The 21,790-nt window shown below is 64.9% G+C and carries 20 protein-coding genes; 10 read left to right on the top strand and 10 right to left on the bottom strand.

Annotated features, from left to right (window positions below; genetic code table 11):
* Positions 1-7: 7 nt before the first annotated feature.
* Positions 8-1,390 (top strand): aspartate aminotransferase family protein, encoded by a 1,383-nt coding sequence (locus FOY53_RS04105; RefSeq protein ID WP_146585992.1) that lies wholly within the window; start codon positions 8-10, stop codon positions 1,388-1,390.
* Between the two features lie 100 nt (positions 1,391-1,490).
* On the opposite strand, the gene FOY53_RS23390 is transcribed toward FOY53_RS04105, so the two are convergent.
* From FOY53_RS23390 to FOY53_RS04065, 8 genes are all read right to left on the bottom strand, one after another.
* Positions 1,491-2,474: a type II secretion system F family protein gene (locus FOY53_RS23390; RefSeq protein ID WP_222435218.1), complete on the bottom strand. Its 984-nt coding sequence runs from the start codon at positions 2,472-2,474 to the stop codon at positions 1,491-1,493.
* Positions 2,475-2,483: 9 nt separating this feature from the next.
* Positions 2,484-3,455 (bottom strand): type II secretion system F family protein, encoded by a 972-nt coding sequence (locus FOY53_RS04095; protein WP_146585990.1) that lies wholly within the window; start codon positions 3,453-3,455, stop codon positions 2,484-2,486.
* Entirely contained in the window at positions 3,452-4,888 is a 1,437-nt protein-coding gene (locus FOY53_RS04090) for a TadA family conjugal transfer-associated ATPase (RefSeq protein ID WP_146585988.1), read from the bottom strand. The genes FOY53_RS04095 and FOY53_RS04090 overlap by 4 nt, the downstream gene beginning before the upstream one ends.
* Positions 4,888-6,426, bottom strand: coding sequence for a CpaE/TadZ family protein (locus FOY53_RS04085; protein WP_146585986.1), 1,539 nt, complete (start codon positions 6,424-6,426; stop codon positions 4,888-4,890). The genes FOY53_RS04090 and FOY53_RS04085 overlap by 1 nt, the downstream gene beginning before the upstream one ends.
* 11 nt (positions 6,427-6,437) lie before the next feature.
* Entirely contained in the window at positions 6,438-7,058 is a 621-nt protein-coding gene (locus FOY53_RS04080; protein ID WP_146585984.1) for a TadE/TadG family type IV pilus assembly protein, read from the bottom strand.
* On the bottom strand, positions 7,058-7,549 hold the full coding sequence (locus FOY53_RS04075) for a TadE/TadG family type IV pilus assembly protein (protein WP_146585982.1): 492 nt from the start codon (positions 7,547-7,549) through the stop codon (positions 7,058-7,060). Before FOY53_RS04075 ends, FOY53_RS04080 begins: the two co-directional genes overlap by 1 nt.
* Positions 7,546-8,991, bottom strand: coding sequence for a pilus assembly protein TadG-related protein (locus FOY53_RS04070; RefSeq protein WP_146585980.1), 1,446 nt, complete (start codon positions 8,989-8,991; stop codon positions 7,546-7,548). The genes FOY53_RS04075 and FOY53_RS04070 overlap by 4 nt, the downstream gene beginning before the upstream one ends.
* A gap of 88 nt (positions 8,992-9,079) precedes the next feature.
* Positions 9,080-9,271, bottom strand: coding sequence for a Flp family type IVb pilin (locus FOY53_RS04065; RefSeq protein WP_146585977.1), 192 nt, complete (start codon positions 9,269-9,271; stop codon positions 9,080-9,082).
* A 344-nt stretch (positions 9,272-9,615) separates the two neighbouring features.
* Here FOY53_RS04065 and FOY53_RS04060 point away from each other — a divergent pair, with 344 nt between their 5' ends.
* Positions 9,616-10,494, top strand: a complete 879-nt coding sequence (locus tag FOY53_RS04060) for a helix-turn-helix transcriptional regulator (RefSeq protein ID WP_146585975.1) — start codon at positions 9,616-9,618, stop codon at positions 10,492-10,494.
* Entirely contained in the window at positions 10,487-10,990 is a 504-nt protein-coding gene (locus FOY53_RS04055; RefSeq protein ID WP_186766499.1) for a prepilin peptidase, read from the top strand. Before FOY53_RS04060 ends, FOY53_RS04055 begins: the two co-directional genes overlap by 8 nt.
* A 44-nt stretch (positions 10,991-11,034) precedes the next feature.
* On the opposite strand, the gene rhaI is transcribed toward FOY53_RS04055, so the two are convergent.
* Entirely contained in the window at positions 11,035-12,309 is a 1,275-nt protein-coding gene (gene rhaI, locus FOY53_RS04050; RefSeq protein ID WP_146585972.1) for an L-rhamnose catabolism isomerase, read from the bottom strand.
* 25 nt (positions 12,310-12,334) lie between these two features.
* Positions 12,335-14,437 carry a bifunctional rhamnulose-1-phosphate aldolase/short-chain dehydrogenase gene (locus FOY53_RS04045; RefSeq protein WP_146585970.1) on the bottom strand — a complete coding sequence of 701 codons (2,103 nt, stop codon included), beginning with the start codon at positions 14,435-14,437 and terminating at the stop codon, positions 12,335-12,337.
* Between the two features lie 188 nt (positions 14,438-14,625).
* On the opposite strand from FOY53_RS04045, the gene FOY53_RS04040 reads away from it, so the two are divergent.
* The 7 genes from FOY53_RS04040 to FOY53_RS04010 all read left to right on the top strand — a co-directional run bounded on the left by FOY53_RS04040 (position 14,626) and on the right by FOY53_RS04010 (position 21,784).
* Entirely contained in the window at positions 14,626-15,429 is an 804-nt protein-coding gene (locus FOY53_RS04040; RefSeq protein ID WP_146585968.1) for a DeoR/GlpR family DNA-binding transcription regulator, read from the top strand.
* 73 nt (positions 15,430-15,502) lie between these two features.
* Positions 15,503-16,498 (top strand): rhamnose ABC transporter substrate-binding protein, encoded by a 996-nt coding sequence (gene rhaS, locus FOY53_RS04035; RefSeq protein ID WP_146585966.1) that lies wholly within the window; start codon positions 15,503-15,505, stop codon positions 16,496-16,498.
* An 82-nt stretch (positions 16,499-16,580) separates the two neighbouring features.
* A complete protein-coding gene (locus tag FOY53_RS04030; protein WP_146585964.1) occupies positions 16,581-18,122 on the top strand; it encodes a sugar ABC transporter ATP-binding protein in 1,542 nt (513 codons plus the stop codon).
* Positions 18,119-19,102 carry an ABC transporter permease gene (locus tag FOY53_RS04025; RefSeq protein ID WP_186766498.1) on the top strand — a complete coding sequence of 328 codons (984 nt, stop codon included), beginning with the start codon at positions 18,119-18,121 and terminating at the stop codon, positions 19,100-19,102. The genes FOY53_RS04030 and FOY53_RS04025 overlap by 4 nt, the downstream gene beginning before the upstream one ends.
* Positions 19,099-20,103 (top strand): ABC transporter permease, encoded by a 1,005-nt coding sequence (locus FOY53_RS04020; RefSeq protein ID WP_146585963.1) that lies wholly within the window; start codon positions 19,099-19,101, stop codon positions 20,101-20,103. Before FOY53_RS04025 ends, FOY53_RS04020 begins: the two co-directional genes overlap by 4 nt.
* Positions 20,103-20,417, top strand: a complete 315-nt coding sequence (locus FOY53_RS04015) for an L-rhamnose mutarotase (protein WP_186766497.1) — start codon at positions 20,103-20,105, stop codon at positions 20,415-20,417. The genes FOY53_RS04020 and FOY53_RS04015 overlap by 1 nt, the downstream gene beginning before the upstream one ends.
* Positions 20,414-21,784: an FGGY-family carbohydrate kinase gene (locus FOY53_RS04010; protein WP_146585959.1), complete on the top strand. Its 1,371-nt coding sequence runs from the start codon at positions 20,414-20,416 to the stop codon at positions 21,782-21,784. Before FOY53_RS04015 ends, FOY53_RS04010 begins: the two co-directional genes overlap by 4 nt.
* Positions 21,785-21,790: the final 6 nt, after the last annotated feature.

Genomic DNA, 21,790 nt, shown 5'->3' with positions numbered 1-21,790 from the left:
GAGCCATATGAACGACCTGTCAAATTCGCTTGCCGCCGCTGATATCGCCCACAGCGTGCACCCCTATACCAACATGCGCCTGCACGAAAAGCAGGGGCCGATGATCATGGCGCGCGGCGATGGCGTCCGGGTCTATGACGACCACGGCAAGGAATATATCGAAGGTCTGGCCGGGCTGTGGTCCGTCGCCGTCGGATTTTCGGAACCGCGCCTGCGCGATGCCGCCGTGCGGCAGATGGACCTTTTGCCCTACTATCACAGCTTTGCGCACAAGGCGCATGAACCGGCGATCCGACTGGGTGAAAAGCTGGCCGAGATGGCCCCCGAGGGCATGAACCGGGTGTTCTTTACCAATTCCGGATCCGAGGCGAACGACACCGTCATCAAGATGCTGTGGTTCATGAACAATGGCCTTGGCCGCCCGGAAAAGAAGAAATTCCTGGCCCGCAACAAGGGCTACCACGGGATCACCATTGCCTCCGGGTCGCTGACCGGATTGCCGGCAAACCACAAGGATTTCGATCTGCCCGCCATTCCGGTCACGCATCTGACCAGCCCGCATTACTGGCGCTGGGGCGCGGACGGAGAAAGCGAGGCAGAGTTCACCGCCCGCCTGCTCAAGGAAGCCGAGGACACCATTCTGGCCGAGGGTCCGGAAACCATCGCCGGTTTCATCGGCGAGCCGGTCATGGGTGCCGGAGGCGTGATGACCCCGCCCGAAGGGTACTGGCCGGGCATCGAAGCCCTGTGCCGCAAGTACGATATCGTGCTGATCTCGGACGAGGTGATCAACGGGTTCGGACGGCTGGGCACGACTTTCGGCTGCCAGAAGTACGGCTTTACCCCGGATATCATGGTCACCTCTAAACAGCTGACATCGTCCTACATGCCGCTGGCGGCGATCATCATGAACGACAAGGTCTACAACGCCATCGCTGACAATTCGGAAAAGCTGGGCACCTTCGGGCACGGTTACACCGGTTCGGGGCATCCTGTGGCCTGCGCCGTCGGGCTCGAGAATCTGGCGATCATCGAAGAACGCGATCTGATCGGCAATGCCGCCCGGCTGGAGCCGCAGTTTCAGGAGGGTCTGCGCAAATTTGCGGATCACCCGCTGGTCGGCGAGGTGCGGGGCGTCGGCCTGATCGCCGGCGTGGAACTGGTGGCGGACAAGGCCAGCAAGCGCAGCTTTGCCGCCGCCGGCAAGGTCTCGGCGCAGGCGGCCAAATTTGCCGCCCAGGAGGGTCTGATCTGCCGCAACGTCTATGAAACCCTGGCGCTGTGCCCGCCCCTGATCGTGACGGCAGACGATATCGACCAGATCCTCGAACGGATGGGCCGCGCGCTGGATCTGACCTGGGAATGGGTGCAGGCCGAAGGTCTGAACTGAGCGTCCGCAACGTTGGATCACGGGCGCGTCGCTGCGGCGGCGCGCCCGGTTCCTTGTCGCCACACACCGGTGTCAAGCTGGACCGGTTGTGCCCGGGGCGTCAGTATATCGCGCTGTAGCGGATGATGATCGGCGTCAACGTGATCAGGAACAGGGCCGGCAGCATCAGCAGCGACATCACCGCGGACATCTGCACCGGCAGCTTGTTGGCCTTTTCCTGCGCGGACAACTCGCGGTTCTCGCGCATTTCGATGGCATAGGCACGCAACGACTTGGTCAGGCTGGTGCCGAACTGCATCGACTGCACCACCACGAGAACAAAGCTTTTCGCCTCGTCGATGCCCATGCGTTCGGCCATGTCGAACATCGCGGTCTCGCGGTCGCGCCCGGCGTTCACCTCGTTCAGAAGTGTCAGGAACTCATAGGCAATCTCGGGCGAGACCCGCGACAGTTCGGTGCCGACACGTGCCAGCGCCGCGTCAAAGCCAAGCCCCGCCTCGACCGAAATCTGCAGCAGGTCCAGTGCATTGGGAAACCCGTTGCGCACCCGGGCCTGACGCGCCTTGATCTGGGTGCGCAGCAGGTAGCTGGGACCGTAAAATCCGATGGCGGTGCCCACCGCGGCGATCTGCATCAGGCCCAGCGGCGGAAAGCCCAGCACGGCATCACGCGCCGAAACCGGCAGCAGCCCCGCGCGGGCCAGCGCAACCGCTCCGAACACCAGCACCAGCGGCAGGATGGCCATCACCAGGCGCATGACAAAGAAATGCTGAACCGCGTTTACATGGGTAAAGCCGACCTTGTTGAGCTGGAACTGGATCTGCGCCAACTCGCTGGGGTCATCCGGGATCAGCGCCTTGGCCAGGCCACGGGGCGCATCGCTGCGCGATTTGGTCAGCCGGAATCCTGAGGTTCCGCCGCTGTTGCCTGCGACCGCCCGCATCCGCAGCAGCGAATTGTCGCGCTGCAGCAATACTCCCAGCCCACCGAGCAGGAGCAGCAGCAACGCACATGCCGCGGCAAACAGCGGGATGTTCTGGCTGAGATAGGCGCCGTTCGCGGCGATCATGTTGGGATCAGTCATACCACACTCTCAAACCTGAAAATTCACAAGGTGACGCAGGACCAGAAAATTGGCCAGGACCAGTCCGACGATGACAAAGCCGATGGGCATGAACATCGGGTGATCCTGTACGGCGCCGTAATAATCCGGCGCGAGAATCGAGGTTGCGCCGTAGATGATCACCGGCAACGAAGACAGCAGCATCGCCGAGATCCGTCCTTCGGATGACAGCGCCTTGACCCGCCGCCGCAGCATGATGCGCTGGCGGATCACGCGCGACAGGGTCGAGAGCATGTCGGCGAGATTTCCGCCGGTGCCGTGCTGGATGCTGATGCTGACCGCCAGATAGTCCATGTCTTCCTGTTGCATCCGCTGTGCAAGATCCTGAAACGCATCGGCCAGGTAATCACCATGGCTGATCTGGGTCGCCATGGTGCGGAATTCGGCGCCGATCGGGTCGGCCATGGTCCGGCCGACGTTCGAAATGGTCGCGCTGATCGGATGCCCGACCCGCAGCCCGCGCATCATCAGATCCAGCGCATCGGGCAGTTGCTGCGCAAAGGTCGCCACCCGGCGGGCGTGACGTGCCCTGAGCACCGCAACCGGTGCCAGCAGTCCCAGCCCCGGACCCAGCGCAACCCCGAACAGCGGCCCGAATGCCAGACTGGCAATGCCGCCGAGGCCGATTGTGGCGACGGCACACAAGACGAGAAAGGCGTTGCCGCTCATCTGCACCCCGGCGCGGGCGCACAGGGCGTCGGGATCCCCGACAAAAGGCAGCCTGCGCGGTGTCGCCACCTTGCGTGGCATCTGCAGGGGCACCGCCGCAGCCTTGGCGGTCGGTGCAGGTGCCAGACGCTGCATCCGGACCAGAGCCTGTGTCGCGCGGCGGCGGCGGGTGCTCATCAGCAGGCTGAGCGCCATCGGCAGGACCAGCACGACCGCACCGATCAGCAACCACCAGAGCAGTATGGGATCCAGCGGGGCAGGCGCTGCGGTCATGCCGCCACCCCGGTTTGAAAGGCGTCGGCGGGCAGGTCGAACCCGAGCGCGGTCAGCTGCTCAAGGCATTTCGGACGCACCCCCGTGGCCAGCATCCGGCCCAGCACGCGCCCGTCCTCGTCCAGACCGGCACGGCGGAAGACAAAGATTTCCTGCATCAGGATCGTGCCTTCATCCAGCCCCGTGACCTCGGAGATCGAGGTGATCCGGCGGCGTCCGTCCCCAAGCCGGTTGGTCTGTACGACGATCTGGATGCCGCTGGCGATCTGCGCCCGGATCACTGAAAGCGGGATGTCCCCGCCATTCATCGCCACCATCTGTTCCAGCCGTCCAATGGCGTCGCGGGCCGAGTTGGCGTGAATGGTGGTCATCGACCCGTCGTGGCCGGTGTTCATGGCCTGCAGCATGTCAAAGGCTTCGGTGCCGCGCACCTCGCCGACGATGATGCGGTCGGGGCGCATGCGAAGGGCGTTGATGATCAGGTCACGCTGGGTGATCTGGCCCTTGCCTTCGGCATTGCTGGGGCGGGTTTCCAGCCGGACGACGTGATCCTGTTGCAGTTGCAGTTCGGCGGCATCCTCGATCGTGACGATGCGGTGATGCGGATCGGCAAAGGCCGACATCGCGTTCAGCATCGTGGTCTTGCCCGACCCGGTGCCGCCCGAAATCAGCGTGTTCAGCCGCCCCTGAACTACCGCTTGCAGAAACTGGGCCGCCGACGTGGTCAGGGCGCCATATTCGACCAGCTTGTCCATTCGCAGCGGCACCCGCGAGAATTTGCGGATCGACAGGCTGGGCCCATCAATGGCGCAGGGGCGGATGATGGCATTGACACGGCTGCCGTCCTCGAGCCGGGCATCGACCCAGGGCTGCGCCTCGTCGATGCGCCGCCCGACACCCGACACGATCTTGTCGATGATGCGCAACAGGTGGCGTTCATCGTGAAACCGGGTATCGCTGCGCTCCAGGATGCCGTTGCGTTCGACAAAGACCTTGTGGATGCCGTTGACCAGAATGTCGCTTACATTGGGATCGGCCAGCAGCGGTTCCAGCGGCCCGAGGCCGAGCACTTCGTCCAGAAGTTCGTCAACCAGCGCCTGAAACGGCTGTGCGGGCATGACCTGACCGTCATCCTGCAAGGCGCGGGCGGCCAGTGACGCGATTTCCCGGCGCAGGTCGGTCTCTGCGACCTTGTCGAGCAGCGACAGGTTCAGGTCTTCCAGAAGTTTCTGATGCAGACGGACCTTCAGCCGCAGGTGCGCTTCGCCCGGGCCGGGCGCTGCAACCGGCGCCGGGACGCGTGCCAGCCGGGGCGTGGCACGTGGCGCGGCCGTGAGGTCAGCCTGCGCGGCGACGTGATCCAGCGGCAACGGAGCTGTCACGGCCGCGGGCGTCTCGGGTGCCGGGCGGCCTGCGTGGAAAGACCGGAACATCAGCTCTTCTCCTGTTCGGGTGTGGCCCTTGCCGGTGCAAAGAGCGTCTTGCCAAGGCTCTGGATCGCCTTTGCAGCGCGCGAGCGACGCGCGCCCATCAACAGCGGCACGCCGGAATCCAGCGCCTTGCGGGCGGTCGCGGCATCCTCGGGGATCCAGTGGGCAAGGTCGCGGCCCAGCAGGCGCGCCGCCTCTTTCTGGGCGGGGGACAGGAACAAGGGCCGCTTTTCGCGGTTCACGACGACCTGTACCGACAGGGTCATGTGCTCTTCGCCGAGAATGTCGATCAGGCGGCGGGTGCGCTTGATTGCGGGAACCGAGGTGTCGGTGACAAGCAGGGCGGTGGCGGCATGGTCCAGAACCGGTTCGATCCAGTCCATCATCGCCTGCGGCATGTCAAAGACGATCTGGTCATAGCGTTGCTGCAACAGGCCGACCAATGCCGTCATCATTGCCGGAGTCACGGCGCTCAGCGGGGCAAAGACATCAGGTGCGGCCAGCACGTCGACACCGCTGGCGTGGCGGGTCATGGCCCGGTCCAGAAAGGCATCGTCGGGCATGGCGCCGATGCTGAGAAGCTTTGACACCTCGGCGGAATCCGGCAGGTCCATCAGGATGGCAACCGAGCCGTTCTGAATATCGAGATCGACCAGGGCGACCCGGGGTCCGCCGCTGCCCTGTCGCGCCAGATCGGCGGCAAGGTTCACCGCAAGGGTCGACGCGCCCGAGCCGCCGCGCGCACGCAGGACCGCGGTGATCCGTCCGCTGCCCGGCCGGAGCACCGGCGCGAGGACGGTGGGCGGCGAGGCTTTCGGGGCAGGGGCGGGATTCCCGCCCTTGGCAGGAAGCGGGTCTGCGCTGACATCGCGGTCTGGTGTTGGCAGCGGCAGCGCCGGTTCCGGGGCGGGCGCAGCGTCGTCCGTCAGCCCAAGTTCCGATGCCGGAAGCGACAGGTGGAACCGGGCAGCGCGCGGCGGTTCGGACCCGGCCACACCCCGGCGGGATGTGGGCATCTCGTCCGAGGCTGGCGTCGCGGGCAGTGCTTCCTGTACCGCATCGACCGTCGCCGCGTCGACCGGCGCCGCAGACGCGGCCGGGGTCACCTTGAAATCTCCGAGGCTGAGAGCCGGGCGCACCGGAGCAGGCAACACCTCCTGGACACCGGCTTCGAACAGGGTGGCGCGCCGCGCGTCACTGACCGGCACATCGGTCATGGCGATGCAGTGCAGGCGCACCTCTGGCCGGGCCAGCAACGCGCGAACCGCTTCCAGGTCCGCGTCATCGTCGACCCGGGTATGAAAGACGACAAAGTCGCAGGCCGCCCAGTCCCGGTCGTTGTCCGCGACAGCCTCGGCAAGGGTGCCGACCATCAGGTGCGCCTCGACCAGCGGATCGGAGGCCATCGAAGCCCCCATCATCGCCCCGAACGCGGCATCGGGGGCGAGGATCAACACCTGCATCGTTGCGGCCACAGCACCGGAATCAGCGATTTGCGGCTCGGCCGCCAGCCCGTTGATCGAAGTAAAGGCATAGGTCATGGCAAGGCTCCTTACATGAGGTCTTCGGATGGGAGAGAGGCGCTCATCGACGGGAAGGTGAAACTGGCGCCGAGGGATTCGTACCCCTGCGCCCCGGCGAGCGCGGCAAATGCGCCGAGCGGCGAGATGAACTGATAGTCGAGCCCGGTGATCTCGACGGTGACAATCGGGGCGTAGCGGGCAGCAACCCGGTTCAGCTCCGGGTCGTAACTGTAGCTGAAGCTCAGGTTTTCCGGCGTCGCGTTGACCGGAAGAAGCGGCTCGATCCGGGCCCAGATCGCCGCCACCTGCGGCTGCGCGGCATCGCCGGTGCAGGTCACGGTTTCCGGCGCCTGGCAGACCCCCGGCACGTCGGCACAGCGGGTGCCATTGTCCACGTCCAACCGCAGCAGCCCCAACAGCGAACGGTTGACGCGGGTGGGCACATCCTCGCAGATCGCGGGGCGCACGACGGCCATGCGCACGGCGGATTCAGTCGCCTTTTCCGCCAGCACATTCGAAAATCCAAGGCGGCCGAAATCGATCAGCCCGAACAGCAGCAACAGGAAAATGCCCAGCACCACGGCCAGTTCCACCAGCACCGCGCCGTCGTCCTCGCGCCAGAACCGGCGCAGTCTGGGCGGGCGCGTCATCATCCGCCGATCACCCGGGTGCTGTCCGACACCGTCGTCCGGATGCGGGTCGTCTCGGCACCGGCAAAGCGCAGCATGCCCTGGAACGGATAGTCGATGCTGAGGTTTGCGGTGACCGTGGCCACGGGCGCGTCCCCGCCGCGCAGGCCGGAGCCGCCGCAGACCAGCGAGGCGCTGACCGTGTCGATGGTGACCGCCATTGGAAACAGGGTATCGCCGCCCTGCGTGTCGCGCACGATCTCTGCCAGGCGGGTGTTCCAGTCCGCGATCGCGGCCGGGCTGGCGCAGATGTCGCGGGGGGCCGCGCGCGACAGGAACCGGGCCGCGTCGCGCACTCCGGTGATCGTGGTCTGATAGGACCAGAACACCCGTGCGCCTTCGACGCTGATGGCCAGAAACACCAGGAAAGAGGGCAGCAACAGCGCGAATTCCACCAGCGCGGCGCCGCTGTCATTGCCAAGGAACCTGCGCAGGGGACCGGGCCGGCTCATTCGACCAGCCTCACCACGTCGAGGATCTCCGTGTCCAGAGCCCCGGTGCCGCAGCCGCCGCCCAGGCAGGCGGAGATTTCGACGTTCAACACCCCGTCGCGCGCCGGGCCCAGCACGAACACCTCGAAGTATTCCCGGACCGGCGGCGTGTTGCCGTTTGCCAGCAGCACGGAACAGTCGATTCCCGCGACGACCATCAACCGGCGGGTTTCATCCGCTTCGGTTTCCGGCACGCAAAGCTGGGGCAGGACCGTGCTTGTGACGGTGCCGATCAGGCTGCCGATGGGGTTGGGTGCGGGACGCGCCGGGCCGATGCCGGCCGCCACCTCGGCCTGGTAGAATTCGAACCGGGTTTCGGCCTCGGGAAATGGGTCGGTGCCGTCGTAATGCGCCGCAACATAGGCGGTGCGACCGGCGGACCAACTGCCCGAACCCTGTATGGCACAGGTTCCCGAGGCAAAGCAGTCATCCAGCGGCAGGGACCGGTCCTCGCCCGCGCTCAGAGGGTTCGGCAGGCACAGTCCGGCGGGTGCCAGCAACCCGTCGAGCAATCCGGGGGCAACGGGGAAATCGCTGTTTCCGGCCAGGCCGGCGACCAGGCCCTGGAATTCACCGAACCGGGCATTCACGGCATCGAGAAGATCATTGCCGTCCACATTTGCGGCAATTGACAGCCCGCCGCCGCCACCGCAGGCGCTGGGCGGCTCCTGAGCGGCAATGAGACAGGCGTTCAGGGCATTGCCCAACAGGCCGGCACAGACCTCCAGCCCGTCCAGCAGGCCGCTCAGGGTATCCACTGCGATCATGTCACCCGGCAGCATCAGCTCTGCCGAGGCCGCGGTGCGGAGCGACAGGGAACTGCCGATGCTGGCCTCGGCGCTGAAATCCAGCGAGGGCAGGCACATCGCAATCGGGGTCACGTCACAGGCATCGACGGAGAACGAGGCGACAGCACTGGCCGCAACCGTGTCATCCACTTCGGCGCTGCCGCCAACCGCAGCCATTGCGGCGCTGAAAGGCAGGCTCACCGTCCGCTCGGCCAGGTTGGCCGACACATAGCGCGCATTGTACGGGTTGGTTGTGACAAGTCCGGGATCGCGGCTGAAGCCGCCATTCGCGTCGATCCGGTAGTAGGTCAGGGATATCTGTTCGCCGGTGAGGGCGCTGCCACCTGCGCCAAAGGTCTGGCTGTCGGTGATCAGGGTGCTGGCGGCGGTCTGCGCCCGTGTCAGCGCGTCCGCGCGCCCGTCAAGTTCGGCCGCAGCGGCCAGCGCCACGGAATCGGCATAGGACTGCAATTCGGACTGGGTGCTGACAAGCCGACCCGAGTCGACGACAACTGCGGCCAGCCCGAGGATGACCACCAGAGCCACGCCCCAAAACACCAGAATCCCGCCCGACTCGTCGGTTCCGAAGGATCTGAGGCGCGCGAGGGGCAGCATGTGAATGCTCCGGTAAAAGGGGGGGGGTAAAACGCAAGAATCCCGGGGCCATGACAGCGCCCGGGATCGTTGGGTGCGGGGCAGTCGATTACGGGGAAGTTGCCTGAACCGGCATGGCCGTGCTGGCTGCGGTCATGGTGGCACCGACATCCCCCGACAGGGTCAGCAGGGCGCCGGCACCCAGAGTCACGGCAAGGCCGAGGGCGATGCCGTACTCAACCAGGGTGGCGCCGTCTTCGTTGCGGCGGAAGCGCTTGAGAAGGGAAGTCATTTTTTTCATTGTTCTGTCCTATGATCCGTAGGTGCCCATGCGGGCCATGAGTGATGATCTTCGGTCCGGCACCAGAGTGATCTCAGAGCGGCTTCCGGACCCGATGAACTCAATTTAGACCAAGTTGTCGCCCTGCTCATCGCTCAGGTGGATGAGACATCAAGGTATCATTGCGGCGCAATTTGGTGGGTTCGGACACATACCGGATAGGATTGTGACTTTGCGCTCCGGACGGGTCGCGACGATGCCGGGTCCATAGAAATGCCGCAATATCAGGTCAGAACACGAAGTATTCTACAGACGCTGTTCCCACGGCGTCCCCCCGACACTCACGAATCCACGCATTCTCCGGCGTGGCAGCAATCACGGGCGAAGAGATGCCGAAGCGACAATATCAGGGACGATCCGATGTCCTGCCTTTTGACACTGCGACTGACCTGCAACACCGGATTGCCAGGTCCTTTTCGCTTGTCACCGACTGGATGGGGGCGCTGACCGGTCAGTATGACCTGGCCGATGTGCTGACCACCATCGCGCGCCAGACACAGGCGGCCAATGTTGGCCTGTACCGGCTCGATATGCCGCGCGGGCGTGTGACGCCCATTCTGTCACATGACCGGCTTGCCGACCGCAACCGGCCGCTAGTGGTGACCGGCGCGCTGGCGCGTTTCGTGCTGGCGCGGACCACGGGTCCGCTGCAGAACGGGCAGATCTGGCGGCTGAGCGAAGTGCGCGTCCTGCCGGGCTTTGCGGGCTCGGATGCCGAGCGCGAATGGCGGGAGCGGAGCGACAATTTCGAGGTCAGCCTGATCCTGCTGGAAGCGTCCGACAACCGTTTTGACCTGCTGGAACTCAGCTTTGAAACCGCACCGCCGCGCAGCCCGGAACTGCCCTCCAGCATCATAGCCACGGCTTTGTCCGACGTCTGGCGGATGCGGACACCGGGTGTGATCGCACGGATCATCGCCCAGAGTTCGCGCCGAAAGTCCGCGCCGCACCTTGAGGGCGCGGCACTGCTGAGTGCCGACAATCCCTATGCACTGACCCAGGCAGAAATGCGGGTCTGCAGCCACCTGTCCAACGGGCTGGCACCCAAGTCGATTGCCCAGACATTGGGCCTGTCGGTGGCGACGGTGCGCACACATCTGCGCAACCTCTACAGCAAGACCGGCACCGACGGGCAGGTGTCCCTGATTGCTCTGGCGCGCAACGGCACCGTCGATGATGACTGAAACGCTTGCCGGGGTGCTCGGGTTCGCGGCCTTGCCGGTGCCGGTCATCTGGGGTCTGGGGCTGCTGCTGGTTGTGACGATCCTGTGGGATCTGCGCCAGATGCGGATTCCGAACCGGCTGGTGCTGATGTTTGTCCTGCTGTTTGCCGCTGCGGTGGCGCCGTTCCTGACAGTGCCCGAACTCGCCCTGCGACTGGCAGTGGCTTTGCTGGTGCTGGCGGTTTTTGTGGCAGCCTTTGCCGCCGGGCTGATCGGCGGCGGTGACGTCAAACTGTTGGCGGCGCTGGTCCTGTTTGTGCCCCCCGGAACCTACACGCTGTTTGCCTTTGTCCTGTCTCTCAGCCTGCTGATCTGTACCGGTCTGCTGCTGGTGTCGCGCCGGGTCCTGCCGGCGGCGGGGCATGGCTGGCAGTTCCTGCAAGAGCGTCGGCGCCTGCCGATGGGCCCGGCCTTTGGCGCTGCCGGGCTGCTGTTCTGGGGTTTTCTGCTGGCGTAGAACCGCGTTGACCGGCCCCTGCGCCGCTTGCGCCCGGACCGGTCTCAGACAATGCCGCCCCCCGCACCACTGGACACCGGCCGCCGCGCCGCAACCCCGGCCCGATAGCCTGAGCGACGGTAAGCCGCGACCGGATCAATGGCGGCACCCTTGTCCAGCCGCGCCATTGCGAGGATCGGCCCGACATCCGTGCGGAATGCCCGTTTCAGCGTATCCGACGCCATCAAGGCATCGTTTTCATCCTGATATCCGGCCAGCGCGGCGCGATCCACCAGCAGGGCCTGTGCATAGGCCCGCTGCACCTCGATCGCGCTGCTCATCAGGCTTTCGATCGGATCGGTGACGTTGTGGCTTTGATCCAGCATATGGGCGGGGTCGAATCCCGGCGTGTCGGCGGCCTCGACCAGCTCGTTGAACACCAGGAACAGGCGGTAGGGGTCGATCGACCCGGTGTCCAGGTCGTCGTCGCCATATTTCGAATCGTTGAAGTGAAATCCGCCCAGCTTGCCGAACTGGATCAGGCGGGCGACGATCATCTCGATGTTGACGTTGGGCGCATGGTGTCCCAGGTCGACCAGGCAGAACGCGCGTTCGCCCAGCTCTTTGGCGATCAGGTAATTGCTGCCCCAGTCCTGAACGATGGTCGAATAGAACGCCGGTTCGTACATCTTGTGTTCGGTGAACAGGCGCCAGTCTTCGGGCAGCCCGGCATAGATGCTGCGGGCGCTGTCGAGATAACGTTCGAACGCGCGGGTGAAATGGCTCTGCCCCGGGAAGTTCGACCCGTCGCCGACCCAGATCGTCAGCGCCTTTGACCCGATCTGCTGCCCCAATTCAATACAGGCAAGATTGTGTTCAATCGCCTGGGTTCGGGTCGCCGCGTCGGTGTGCGACAGCGATCCGAATTTATAGCTGTGCGCCTGTGCGTTCTGGTCCTGAAACGTGTTCGAATTCATCGCATCAAAGCTGAGCCCGACCTCTTCGGCCTTGGCGCGCAGGTCCGCAGGGTCCGCCATGTCCCAGGGGATATGCAGCGAGACGGCAGGAGTCGCCGCTGTCAGGCGGTGGATCACGCCGCAGTCATCCAGCTTGTCAAAGATTCCGCGCGGCTCTCCGGCGCCGGGAAAGCGGGCAAAACGGGTGCCACCGGTGCCCACGCCCCAGGACGGAACTGCGACGCCGTAGGCCGCCACCCTGGCCTTGATCGCATCGATGTCGATCCCGCGACGGTCCAGATGCGCGCCAAGGGCCGCGTAGTCGGCGTGCAGGTCCTGGCGGGCGTCGTCGTTCGACGCCTCGATAACGGTTGTGTCAATCATTTTGGCCCCTCCCAAGGGTCGTCGTTCAGCGTGTGAACGCCTGCACATTTCCGGCATCGACATTCAGAATGTTGCCGGTCGATTTCGCGGAGAGATCCGAAGCAAAGAAATAGCAGGCCTCGGCAATATCTTCCGGCAGGACCGACCGCTTGAGCAGCGAGCGTTCGCGATACATCTCTTCCAGACCCCCCTTGTCGGTGCCATAGGTGGCGGCACGCTGGTCCAGCCACTCGCCGGACCAGATCTTTGATCCGCGCAGCACCGCGTCGGGGTTCACCACGTTGACCCGGATACCGTCCGGTGCGCCCTCCAGCGCCAGACACCGGGCAAGGTGGATTTCCGAGGCCTTGGCGGTGCAGTACGCCGCCGCCCCGGGGGATGCGGCCAGGCCGTTTTTCGAGGCGACGAACACCATCGACCCGCCGATGCCCTGGGTTTTCAGCAGTTTGAACGCCTCGCGGGCCACAAGAAAGTAACCGGTCGACAGGATTGACATGTTCCTGTTCCACAGCTCGAGCGATGTGTCCTCGACCTTTGCCGAAGAGGCGATCCCGGCGTTCGAGACCACAATATCCACGCCGCCGAATTCGATCGCCATATCCGTATAGGCCTGAATGACGGCCTCTTCCGAGGTGACGTTCATTTCGACCGTGCGCACGACATCCCGGCCATACACGCCCACAAGGGTCTGGGCCGTATCGGCCAGCGCCGCGGCGTCGATATCGGCCAGTACAACGCACGCCCCGTCGGCCAGATATCGCCGGGCTGTGGCGGCACCGATCCCGCCGGCACCGCCGGTCACGATGGCGACCCGCCCGGCAAGCGATTTCGGTTTCGGCATCCGCTGCAGCTTGGCCTCTTCGAGAAGCCAGTATTCGATGTCAAAGGCTTCCTGCTCGGGCAGGCCCTGATAGGTGCTGACCGCATCTGCGCCACGCATCACGTTGATCGCGTTGACATAGAATTCACCCGAGATCCGCGCCGTGGCCTTGTCCTTGGCAAAGGTGATCATGCCGACCCCGGGCACGAGGTAGACCACCGCGTTCGGGTCGCGGATCGCCGGACTGTCATCGTGTCTGCAGCGCTGGTAATACGCGGTGTAATCGGCGCGGTAGGCATCGACCATGGCGGCAAGCCCCGCCAGCGTGGCGTCGATATCCGGGGCCGCGGGGTCGAAATCCACCACCAGCGGCCGGATCTTGGTGCGCAGGAAATGGTCCGGGCACGAGGTGCCGAGCGCTGCGAGGCGCGGCATGTCGGCGGCGCCGACAAATTCCAGCACGGTGTCCTGATCGTCAAAGTGACCCACCTTGTGACTGTCGGCCGAGATCATGCCGCGAATCGCCGGCATCAGGGCAGCCGCGATACGGCGGCGCTCGGCGGCTGGCAGGGTGGGGTGCCTCTTGCCGCCAAAGGCCGGGATGGCGGCGGTCTGTTCCTCGAACCATGCAATCGCCTGGTTGATCGTCCCGAGCGTGGTGGCATAACAGGTCTCGGCGTCATCGTCCCAGCAAAACAGCCCGTGGCTCTCGAGGACCACGCCTTTGGCGTCCGGATTTTTCAGGCAATAATCCTCAAGCCAGAGGCCCAGTTCGTAGCCGGGTTTCTTCCACGGCAGCCAGCCGATGGAATCGCCGAAAATCTGCCGGGTGAGGTCTTGCGAATTCGAGGCTGCCGCGATGGCGATGATGGCGTCGGGGTGGACGTGGTCGACGTGTTTCTTCGGCACATAGGCGTGCAGCGGTGTGTCGATCGACGCGGCCCGCGGGTTCAGGTCAAAGGTACAGTGCGGCAGGTAGGCCACCATCTCGTCCTCGAAGGCCACGCCGCGGTACAGCGCCTTCAGGGCGGTCAGCTTGTCCATGTACAGTGTTGAAAACCCGGCCTTGTCCATGGTTCCGATGTCGCCGCCGGACCCCTTGACCCACAGCACTTCGACCTGCGCGCCGGTCAGCGGGTCGGTTTCCATCACCTTGGCCGAGGTATTTCCGCCGCCGTAGTTCGTCACCCGTTTGTCCGAGCCCAGCAGATTCGAGCGATACAGCAGCTTGTCGGACTCGCTGAGCGCGTCCGCATGGGACACGTCCCACAGGTTTTCTATCCGCGATCCGGAAACAGTCTTGAGCATGGATTTTCCTCCCCATGGAGCGGTCTGCGCCCCGTGCCAGTCGACCGCAAGGTTGCGGATTCGCCGCGCGTTGTCAATCAAGTTCAATCACAAACGATCATTATGCAGGCGCAGAAAGAGATATTACGATTATTTTTGATTGACACTGATTGGTTTGCTGAGGCATCGTGCCGCAACGGGAGGACGTCATGCACGAAAACGAACGCCACAGGATCATACTGTCTGCCATTCAGGCCAAGCCGTTCGTCACGGTCGCCGAAATGGTCGAACTGACGGAATCCTCCGAGGCGACGATCCGTCGTGATATCGCCACCCTGCACATGCAGAAAAAGCTGCGCCGGGTGCGTGGCGGGGCCGAATCCAACGCGCCGCCCGCCTTTGTCGGTCTTGCCGGGCGGCCGTTCTCGGTCAATCAGGGCAAGCATGCGCGCCAGAAGCAGGCGATTGCCCGCGCGGCGGTGGCGCTGTGCGAGGACGGCGAATCGATCATCATCAACGGCGGCACGACCACCTTTCAGATGGTGCACCCGCTGGCCAACCGGCGCTGTCAGGTCTTTACCAACTCGTTTCCCATTGCCGAACACCTGTTGAAGCAGACCAAGAATACGGTCGTCCTGTCGGGCGGCACGATCTACCGCGAACAGAACATCATCCTGTCGCCATTCGACAATGACGTGACGCGCAATTTCTACGCGCGGCGCATGTTCATGGGCTGTCAGGGGATCGCGCCGCTGGGGATCATGGAGGCGGATCCGCTGGTCATCCAGGCCGAGCAGAAGCTGATCGGGCAGGCGGACGAACTGGTGATCCTGGCCGACAGTTCCAAGTTCGACCTGCGGTCGAGCCTGATCCTCTGCGCGCTGGAAAAGGTCGGCACCATCATCACCGACGAAGGGATAGAGGACCGCCACGCGGCAATGCTGGACGCGGCGGATGTGAAACTGATCGTCGCGCCCCTCGGGTTCGGCGTGTCGGCAGAAGAGGCGGGTTGACCCGCGACAGGCGGCGGATGCGGGACAGCCCGCGGCGCCGGTGACAATTTTGTCAAACTTTGGGAGGAAGATCATGACATTTACCAGAAGACTGGCCATCGGGGTTTCGCTTGCCGCGAGCCTTATAGGCACCACGGCCATGGCGCAGGATCCGGTGCGGATCGCGCTTGTCGCCAAGTCGCTGGGCAACGGGTTCTTCGAGGCCGCCGCACGCGGCGCCGAAGAGGCTGCCGCCGAGCTCGGCAACACCGAGATCATCTATACCGGCCCCACCGACACCACCGCCGAAGGCCAGATCGAAGTGATCAACAGCCTGATCGCGCAGCGTGTCGACGCCATCGCGATTTCGGCCAACGACCCGGACGCCCTGGTGCCGGCACTGCAAAAGGCGATGCAGCGCGGGATCACCGTGATTTCCTGGGACTCGGGGGTCGCGGCGGAAGGGCGCGAGATGCACCTCGCGCCCTCCTCGGACGAGCTGATCGGCAAGACCATCATCAAGCTGGCCGCCGACCATCTGCCTGACGGCGGCAAGGTTGCGGTGCTGTCCGCGACCTCGACCTCGACCAACCAGAACACCTGGATCGCCGAGATGAACAAGGTGATGGGCGACTACCCCAACATCGAAGTGGTCGCGACTGTCTATGGCGACGACCTGGCGGACAAATCCTACCGCGAGGCACAGGGCCTCATGCAGTCGCATCCCGATCTTGACGCGATCATCGCGCCGACGTCGGTCGGGATTGTCGCCGCGGCGCAGGCCGTCGCGGATGCGGGCATGATCGGCAAGGTCAACGTGACCGGACTGGGTCTGCCGTCGGAAATGGCCGGGGCCATCGACTCGGGTGCATCGCAAAGCTTTGCAATCTGGAATCCGGTGGATCTGGGCTACACCACGGCCATGATCGCCCATGCGCTGGCCACCGACGGTGCCACGGCGGAACCGGGCGCGACGATCGGCACCGGCCGGATGGGCAGCGTGACGCTGGACGACACCAACAGCGCGGCAATGTCCGAGCCGTTCACCTATGACAAGAGCAATATCGAAGAGTTCAAGAGCATCTTCTGATTGCAGGCGGGCCTGTCCATGCGGGCGGGCCCGCTCCACCTGACTGCGGCGGGGCCGCAGACCGCATCCCATCGGGGGCCAGATGAATTTTTCAAGCGAGATCGCAGAACCTGTCGAGGTGGCTGCACACCCGGTGCTGCGCCTGTCGGGCATCACCAAGACCTTTCCGGGGGTGCGGGCGCTGTCCGGGGTCGAACTGGCGCTGTATCCGGGGCAGGTGACCGCGCTGGTCGGCGAAAACGGTGCCGGAAAGTCGACGCTGGTGAAAATCCTGACCGGCATCTACCAGCCTGACGAGGGGCGCATCGAGGTGGACGGCACCGAGATCCGGTTTCCCACCGCAACTGCCGCGTCCAACGCCGGCGTGACGGCGATCCACCAGGAAACCGTGTTGTTTGACGACCTGTCGGTGGCCGAGAACATCTATCTGGGCCATGCCCCGCGCGGGCGCTTCGGGTTGATCGACTGGGCCGGGATGAATGCGGGCGCGCAGGATATCCTGACCCGCATCGGCGCCCGGCTGGACCCGCGCACACCGCTGCGCGACCTTGGCATCGCCAGCAAGCATCTGGTCGCTATCGCCCGCGCTCTGTCGATCGAAGCCCGTGTCGTGGTGATGGACGAGCCCACCGCCGCGCTGAGCCAGGCCGAAATCGAAGAGCTGTACGAACTGGTCGACCGGCTGAAGTCGGACGGCAAGGCGATCCTGTTCATCAGCCACAAGTTCGACGAGATTTTCCGCATCGCCGACCGCTACACGGTGTTTCGTGACGGCGAGATGGTCGATGACGGGCTGATCGCGGATGTGAGTGAAAACCAGCTGGTGGAAAAGATGGTGGGCCGGGCGGTCGACACGATCTTTCCCGAGCGCCACCGCGCCGTGGGCGACGAGATCCTGACGGTCGCCGGCTATGCCCATCCGACGGAATTTGCCGATATCAATTTCAAGCTGCGCCGGGGCGAGATCCTGGGGTTCTATGGTCTGGTCGGCGCCGGACGGTCCGAGTTCATGCAGGCCCTGTTCGGTGTGACCAGACCCTCGAAGGGGGCGGTGCGCATCGACGGCAAGATCGCGGTGATCCGCTCGCCCGCCCAGGCGGTGGCCAGGGGCATCGTCTATGTGCCCGAGGACCGCGGCAAGCAGGGCGCGATCACCGCGATGCCGATTTTCCAGAACGTGACCCTGCCGTCACTGGGCCGCACGTCGCGCAGCGGGTTTCTGAATCTGGCCGAGGAATTCGCGCTGGCCCGCACCTATAGCGAACGGCTGGACCTGCGGGCCGCTGCTCTGGATCAGCCTGTCGGAGAGCTGTCGGGGGGCAACCAGCAAAAGGTGGTCATCGCCAAGTGGCTGGCGACACGGCCCAAGGTCATCATTCTGGATGAACCGACCAAGGGCATCGACGTCGGCTCGAAAGCGGCGGTGCATGCCTTTATGGCCGAACTGGCCGCCGAGGGGCTGTCGGTCATCATGGTGAGCTCGGAAATCCCCGAGATCCTCGGCATGTCCGACCGGGTGATCGTGATGCGCGAGGGGCGCATCGCGGCGGAATTCGACCGTGAGGGGCTGACCCCGGAAAAGCTGGTCCGCGCAGCCGCCGGATACAAGGAGAGCGCCGCATGATCCCGAGAATTCTGAAGTCGCGCGAAGCGATCCTGCTGGGGGCGCTGCTGGCGCTGCTGGTGCTGGTGGAAAGCCGGTTCTCGGGCTTTGCCGCGCCGCGCAACCTTGCCGCGGTGTTCAACGACACCTCGATCCTGATCATCCTTGCGCTGGGACAGACACTGGTGATCCTGACCCGCTGCATCGACCTGTCGGTGGCGTCCAATCTGGCGCTGACGGGCATGGTCACCGCGATGTTGAACGCCGCCTTTCCGGGCATTCCGGTGGTGGTGCTCATCGCGCTTGCGGTGGCGCTTGGCACTCTTCTGGGGGCCTTCAACGGTATCCTGGTCTGGAAACTGGATATCCCGCCGATCGTGGTGACGCTGGGCACGCTGACGATTTATCGCGGCCTGGTGTTCCTCCTGTCCGACGGATCCTGGGTGAACAGCCACGAGATGAGCGCGGCCTACAAGGCGTTTCCGCGTGCGGTGTTTCTGGGCCTGCCGGTGCTGTCCTGGATCGCTGTCCTGGTCATCGCCGGCTTTGCGGTGGCGGTGACGCGCACACCGCTGGGCCGGGCGTTCTATGCGGTCGGCGGCAACCCCCATGCCGCAGTCTATACCGGAATCGATGTCGGACGGACACGTTTCGCGGCCTTCACCATCTCGGGGGCGCTGGCCGGGCTTTGCGGTTATCTCTGGGTGTCGCGCTATGCGGTGGCCTATGTCGATGTTGCCGGCGGGTTCGAACTCGATGTCGTCGCGGCCTGCGTCATCGGCGGCATCTCGATCGCCGGCGGCATGGGCACCGTTGGCGGGGCGGTGCTGGGGGCATTGTTCCTGGGGGTGATCAAGAATGCCCTGCCGGTCGCGGGCATCTCGCCGTTCTGGCAACTGGCAATCTCGGGTGCTGCGATCATCATCGCGGTGGCCTTCAATGCCCGCGGATCCCGCCAACCGGGCCGCATCATCCTCAAATCAGCGGAGCGCACGGCATGAGCCTGACCGACATCCCCACACCCCGCCACATCCCCGACCGCCTGAGCGGGCAGGGCGCGCGGATCCTGCGCAGCTGGGAGTTGTTGCTGTTTGTCATCGCCGTGCTGATCTTTCTCGCCAACACCCAGGCCAGCCCCTATTTCCTTGACCCCTGGAACCTGTCCGATGCCACATTCAACTTTACGGAAAAGGCGATGGTGGCCTTTGCCATGGCGCTGCTCATCATCGCGGGCGAGATTGACCTCAGCGTCGCCGGGATCATAGCCCTCGCCTCGACGGCCATGGGCTGGGCCTTGCAGTTTGGCGTGGGCACGCCGGGTTTGATTTTCATCGGCCTGGGCGTCGGTCTGCTGTGCGGCGCCTTCAACGGTGTGCTGGTCACGCGGCTGGGCCTGCCGTCCATCGTGGTGACCATCGGCACAATGAGCCTGTTCCGGGGGCTGAGCTATATCGTGCTGGGCGATCAGGCGTTCAACGGCTACCCGACCGACTTTGCCTGGCTGGGGCGGGGCTATGTGGTCTGGGTGATATCCTTCGAACTGTTGCTGTTCGTGGTGCTTGCGCTGATCTATGGCGCGGTGCTGCACTTCACCAACTTCGGGCGGCACGTCTTTACCATCGGCAACAACGCCACGGCGGCCAGGTTCAGTGGTATCCGGGTCGAAAGGGTCAAGATGATCCTGTTCCTGCTCACCGGCCTCATGTCCGGCATCGCCGCCGTCTGCCTGACCGCGCGGCTGGGTTCCACAAGACCGTCCATCGCCTCGGCGTGGGAGCTTGAGATCGTCACGATGGTCGTGCTGGGCGGTGTGTCGATCCTGGGGGGATCGGGCAGCATCCTGGGCGTGGTGATTGCCGCGCTGGTGATGGGGATGGTGACCTTCGGGCTGGGACTGCTGAACGTGCCGGGGATCGTGATGTCGATCTTCATCGGCGGCCTGCTGATCGGTGTGATCGCGCTGCCGCGACTGTTCCGCCTGCTACGCCGGGGGCGGGTGTGATGCAGAAATTCGCCTTTCGCATGACCCTGTTGCCGGGCAAGGCCGCAGACTACCGCAAGCGTCACGACGAGATATGGCCGGAACTGGTGCACCTTTTGCGCGACGCCGGAATCAGCGACTATTCCATCCACCTCGACCCCGAGACCAACGCCCTGTTCGCGGTGCTGTGGCGGCGGGATGACCACACCATGGAGGCACTGCCGGGCCATCCGGTGATGCAGCGCTGGTGGGCGCATATGGCGGATCTGATGGCGACCAACCCGGATGCATCCCCGCAGGTGGTCGTGCTGGACACGGTGTTTCATCTGCCATGACCCCGCCCCGTCATATCGCGGTGATCGACGTCGGCAAGACCAATGCCAAGCTGGCGCTGGTCGACGCCGTTTCGCTGGACGAGATCGCCGTTGTCACCCGTCCGAACCATGTGCTGCCCGGGCCGCCCTGGCCGCATTTTGATCTTGAAGGGCATTGGGCCTTTTTCGTCGCCGCGCTGCGTGACTTTCACGCAACCCACGGCGTCGACGCCATTTCCGTCACCACGCACGGTGCCTCGGGTGTCCTGCTGGACGCACAGGGGGCACTGGCCGCGCCGATGCTGGATTATGAACACGACGGCCCGGATGCGCTGGCGTCGGAATACAATGCCCTGCGTCCCGCATTTGCCGACACCGGGTCGCCCCGTCTGGGCGGAGGGCTGAACCTCGGGGCACAGCTGCACTGGATGCTGCACACCGATCCGGGCCTGAACGCCCGGCTGGCGCATGTGCTGACCTATCCGCAGTACTGGGGCTTCCGGCTGACCGGGGAAATCGCCAGCGACGTGACCTCGCTGGGCTGCCATACCGATCTGTGGGATCCCTTTGCCGGAAAGCCTTCGGCGCTTGTGGCCGCGCTGGGCCTGACCGGACGGCTGGCGCCGCCGCGCCCGGCCTCTGACATTCTGGGCACCGTGCAGCCTGCCGTCGCCGATCTGACCGGCCTGTCCGCCACCACGCCCGTTGTCTGCGGCATCCATGACAGCAACGCCTCGCTCTATCCGCATGTTCTGGGTCGCGCCGCGCCCTTTGCGGTGGTGTCGACCGGAACCTGGGTGGTTGTGATGGCGGTGGGCGGGCGCCAGGTGTCGCTGGATCCGGACCGCGACACACTGGTCAATGTCAGCGGCACCGGGGCGCCCGTGCCGTCGGCCCGGTTCATGGGCGGACGCGAGTTCGACCTGATCGCCAAGGGCATCGGCGACAAGGCCTGCGCCGCCGACGCCGACGCGGTTCTGGCACGTGGCGTCATGCTCCTGCCCGCGGTCGAGCCCGGATCGGGACCGTTCCGGGGCCGGACGGGTGGCTGGGCTGTCGCCCCGGCCAGTGCGGACGAAAGGATGGTGGCGCTGGGCTGGTATCTGGCGCTGATGACCCGGACCTGCCTCGGGCTGACCGGCGCAGAGGGGCCTGTGATCGTCGAAGGACCCTTCGCCCGCAACCGCTGGTTCCTGCAGATGCTTGCCGCGCTGTGCCCGGGCGGGGTCGAGGCGACGCCATCGGCCACCGGCACCAGTGGCGGTGCCGCGCTGTTGTTTGCCACCGGGCACCGGGCGCGGTCGGGGCAACGGATTGACTGCGCCATGCCCGAAGATCTGCGCCGTTACGCGGCCCGGTGGCAGGCGGCGGTGCTGGCCCCGGCGTGACCGCCG

Origin of the sequence: Puniceibacterium confluentis (assembly GCF_007923445.1) — a bacterium.
Lineage (GTDB): Bacteria > Pseudomonadota > Alphaproteobacteria > Rhodobacterales > Rhodobacteraceae > Puniceibacterium > Puniceibacterium confluentis.
Note: the sequence above shows the minus strand (reverse complement) of the source record. Positions and strands in the feature narration are given on the sequence as shown.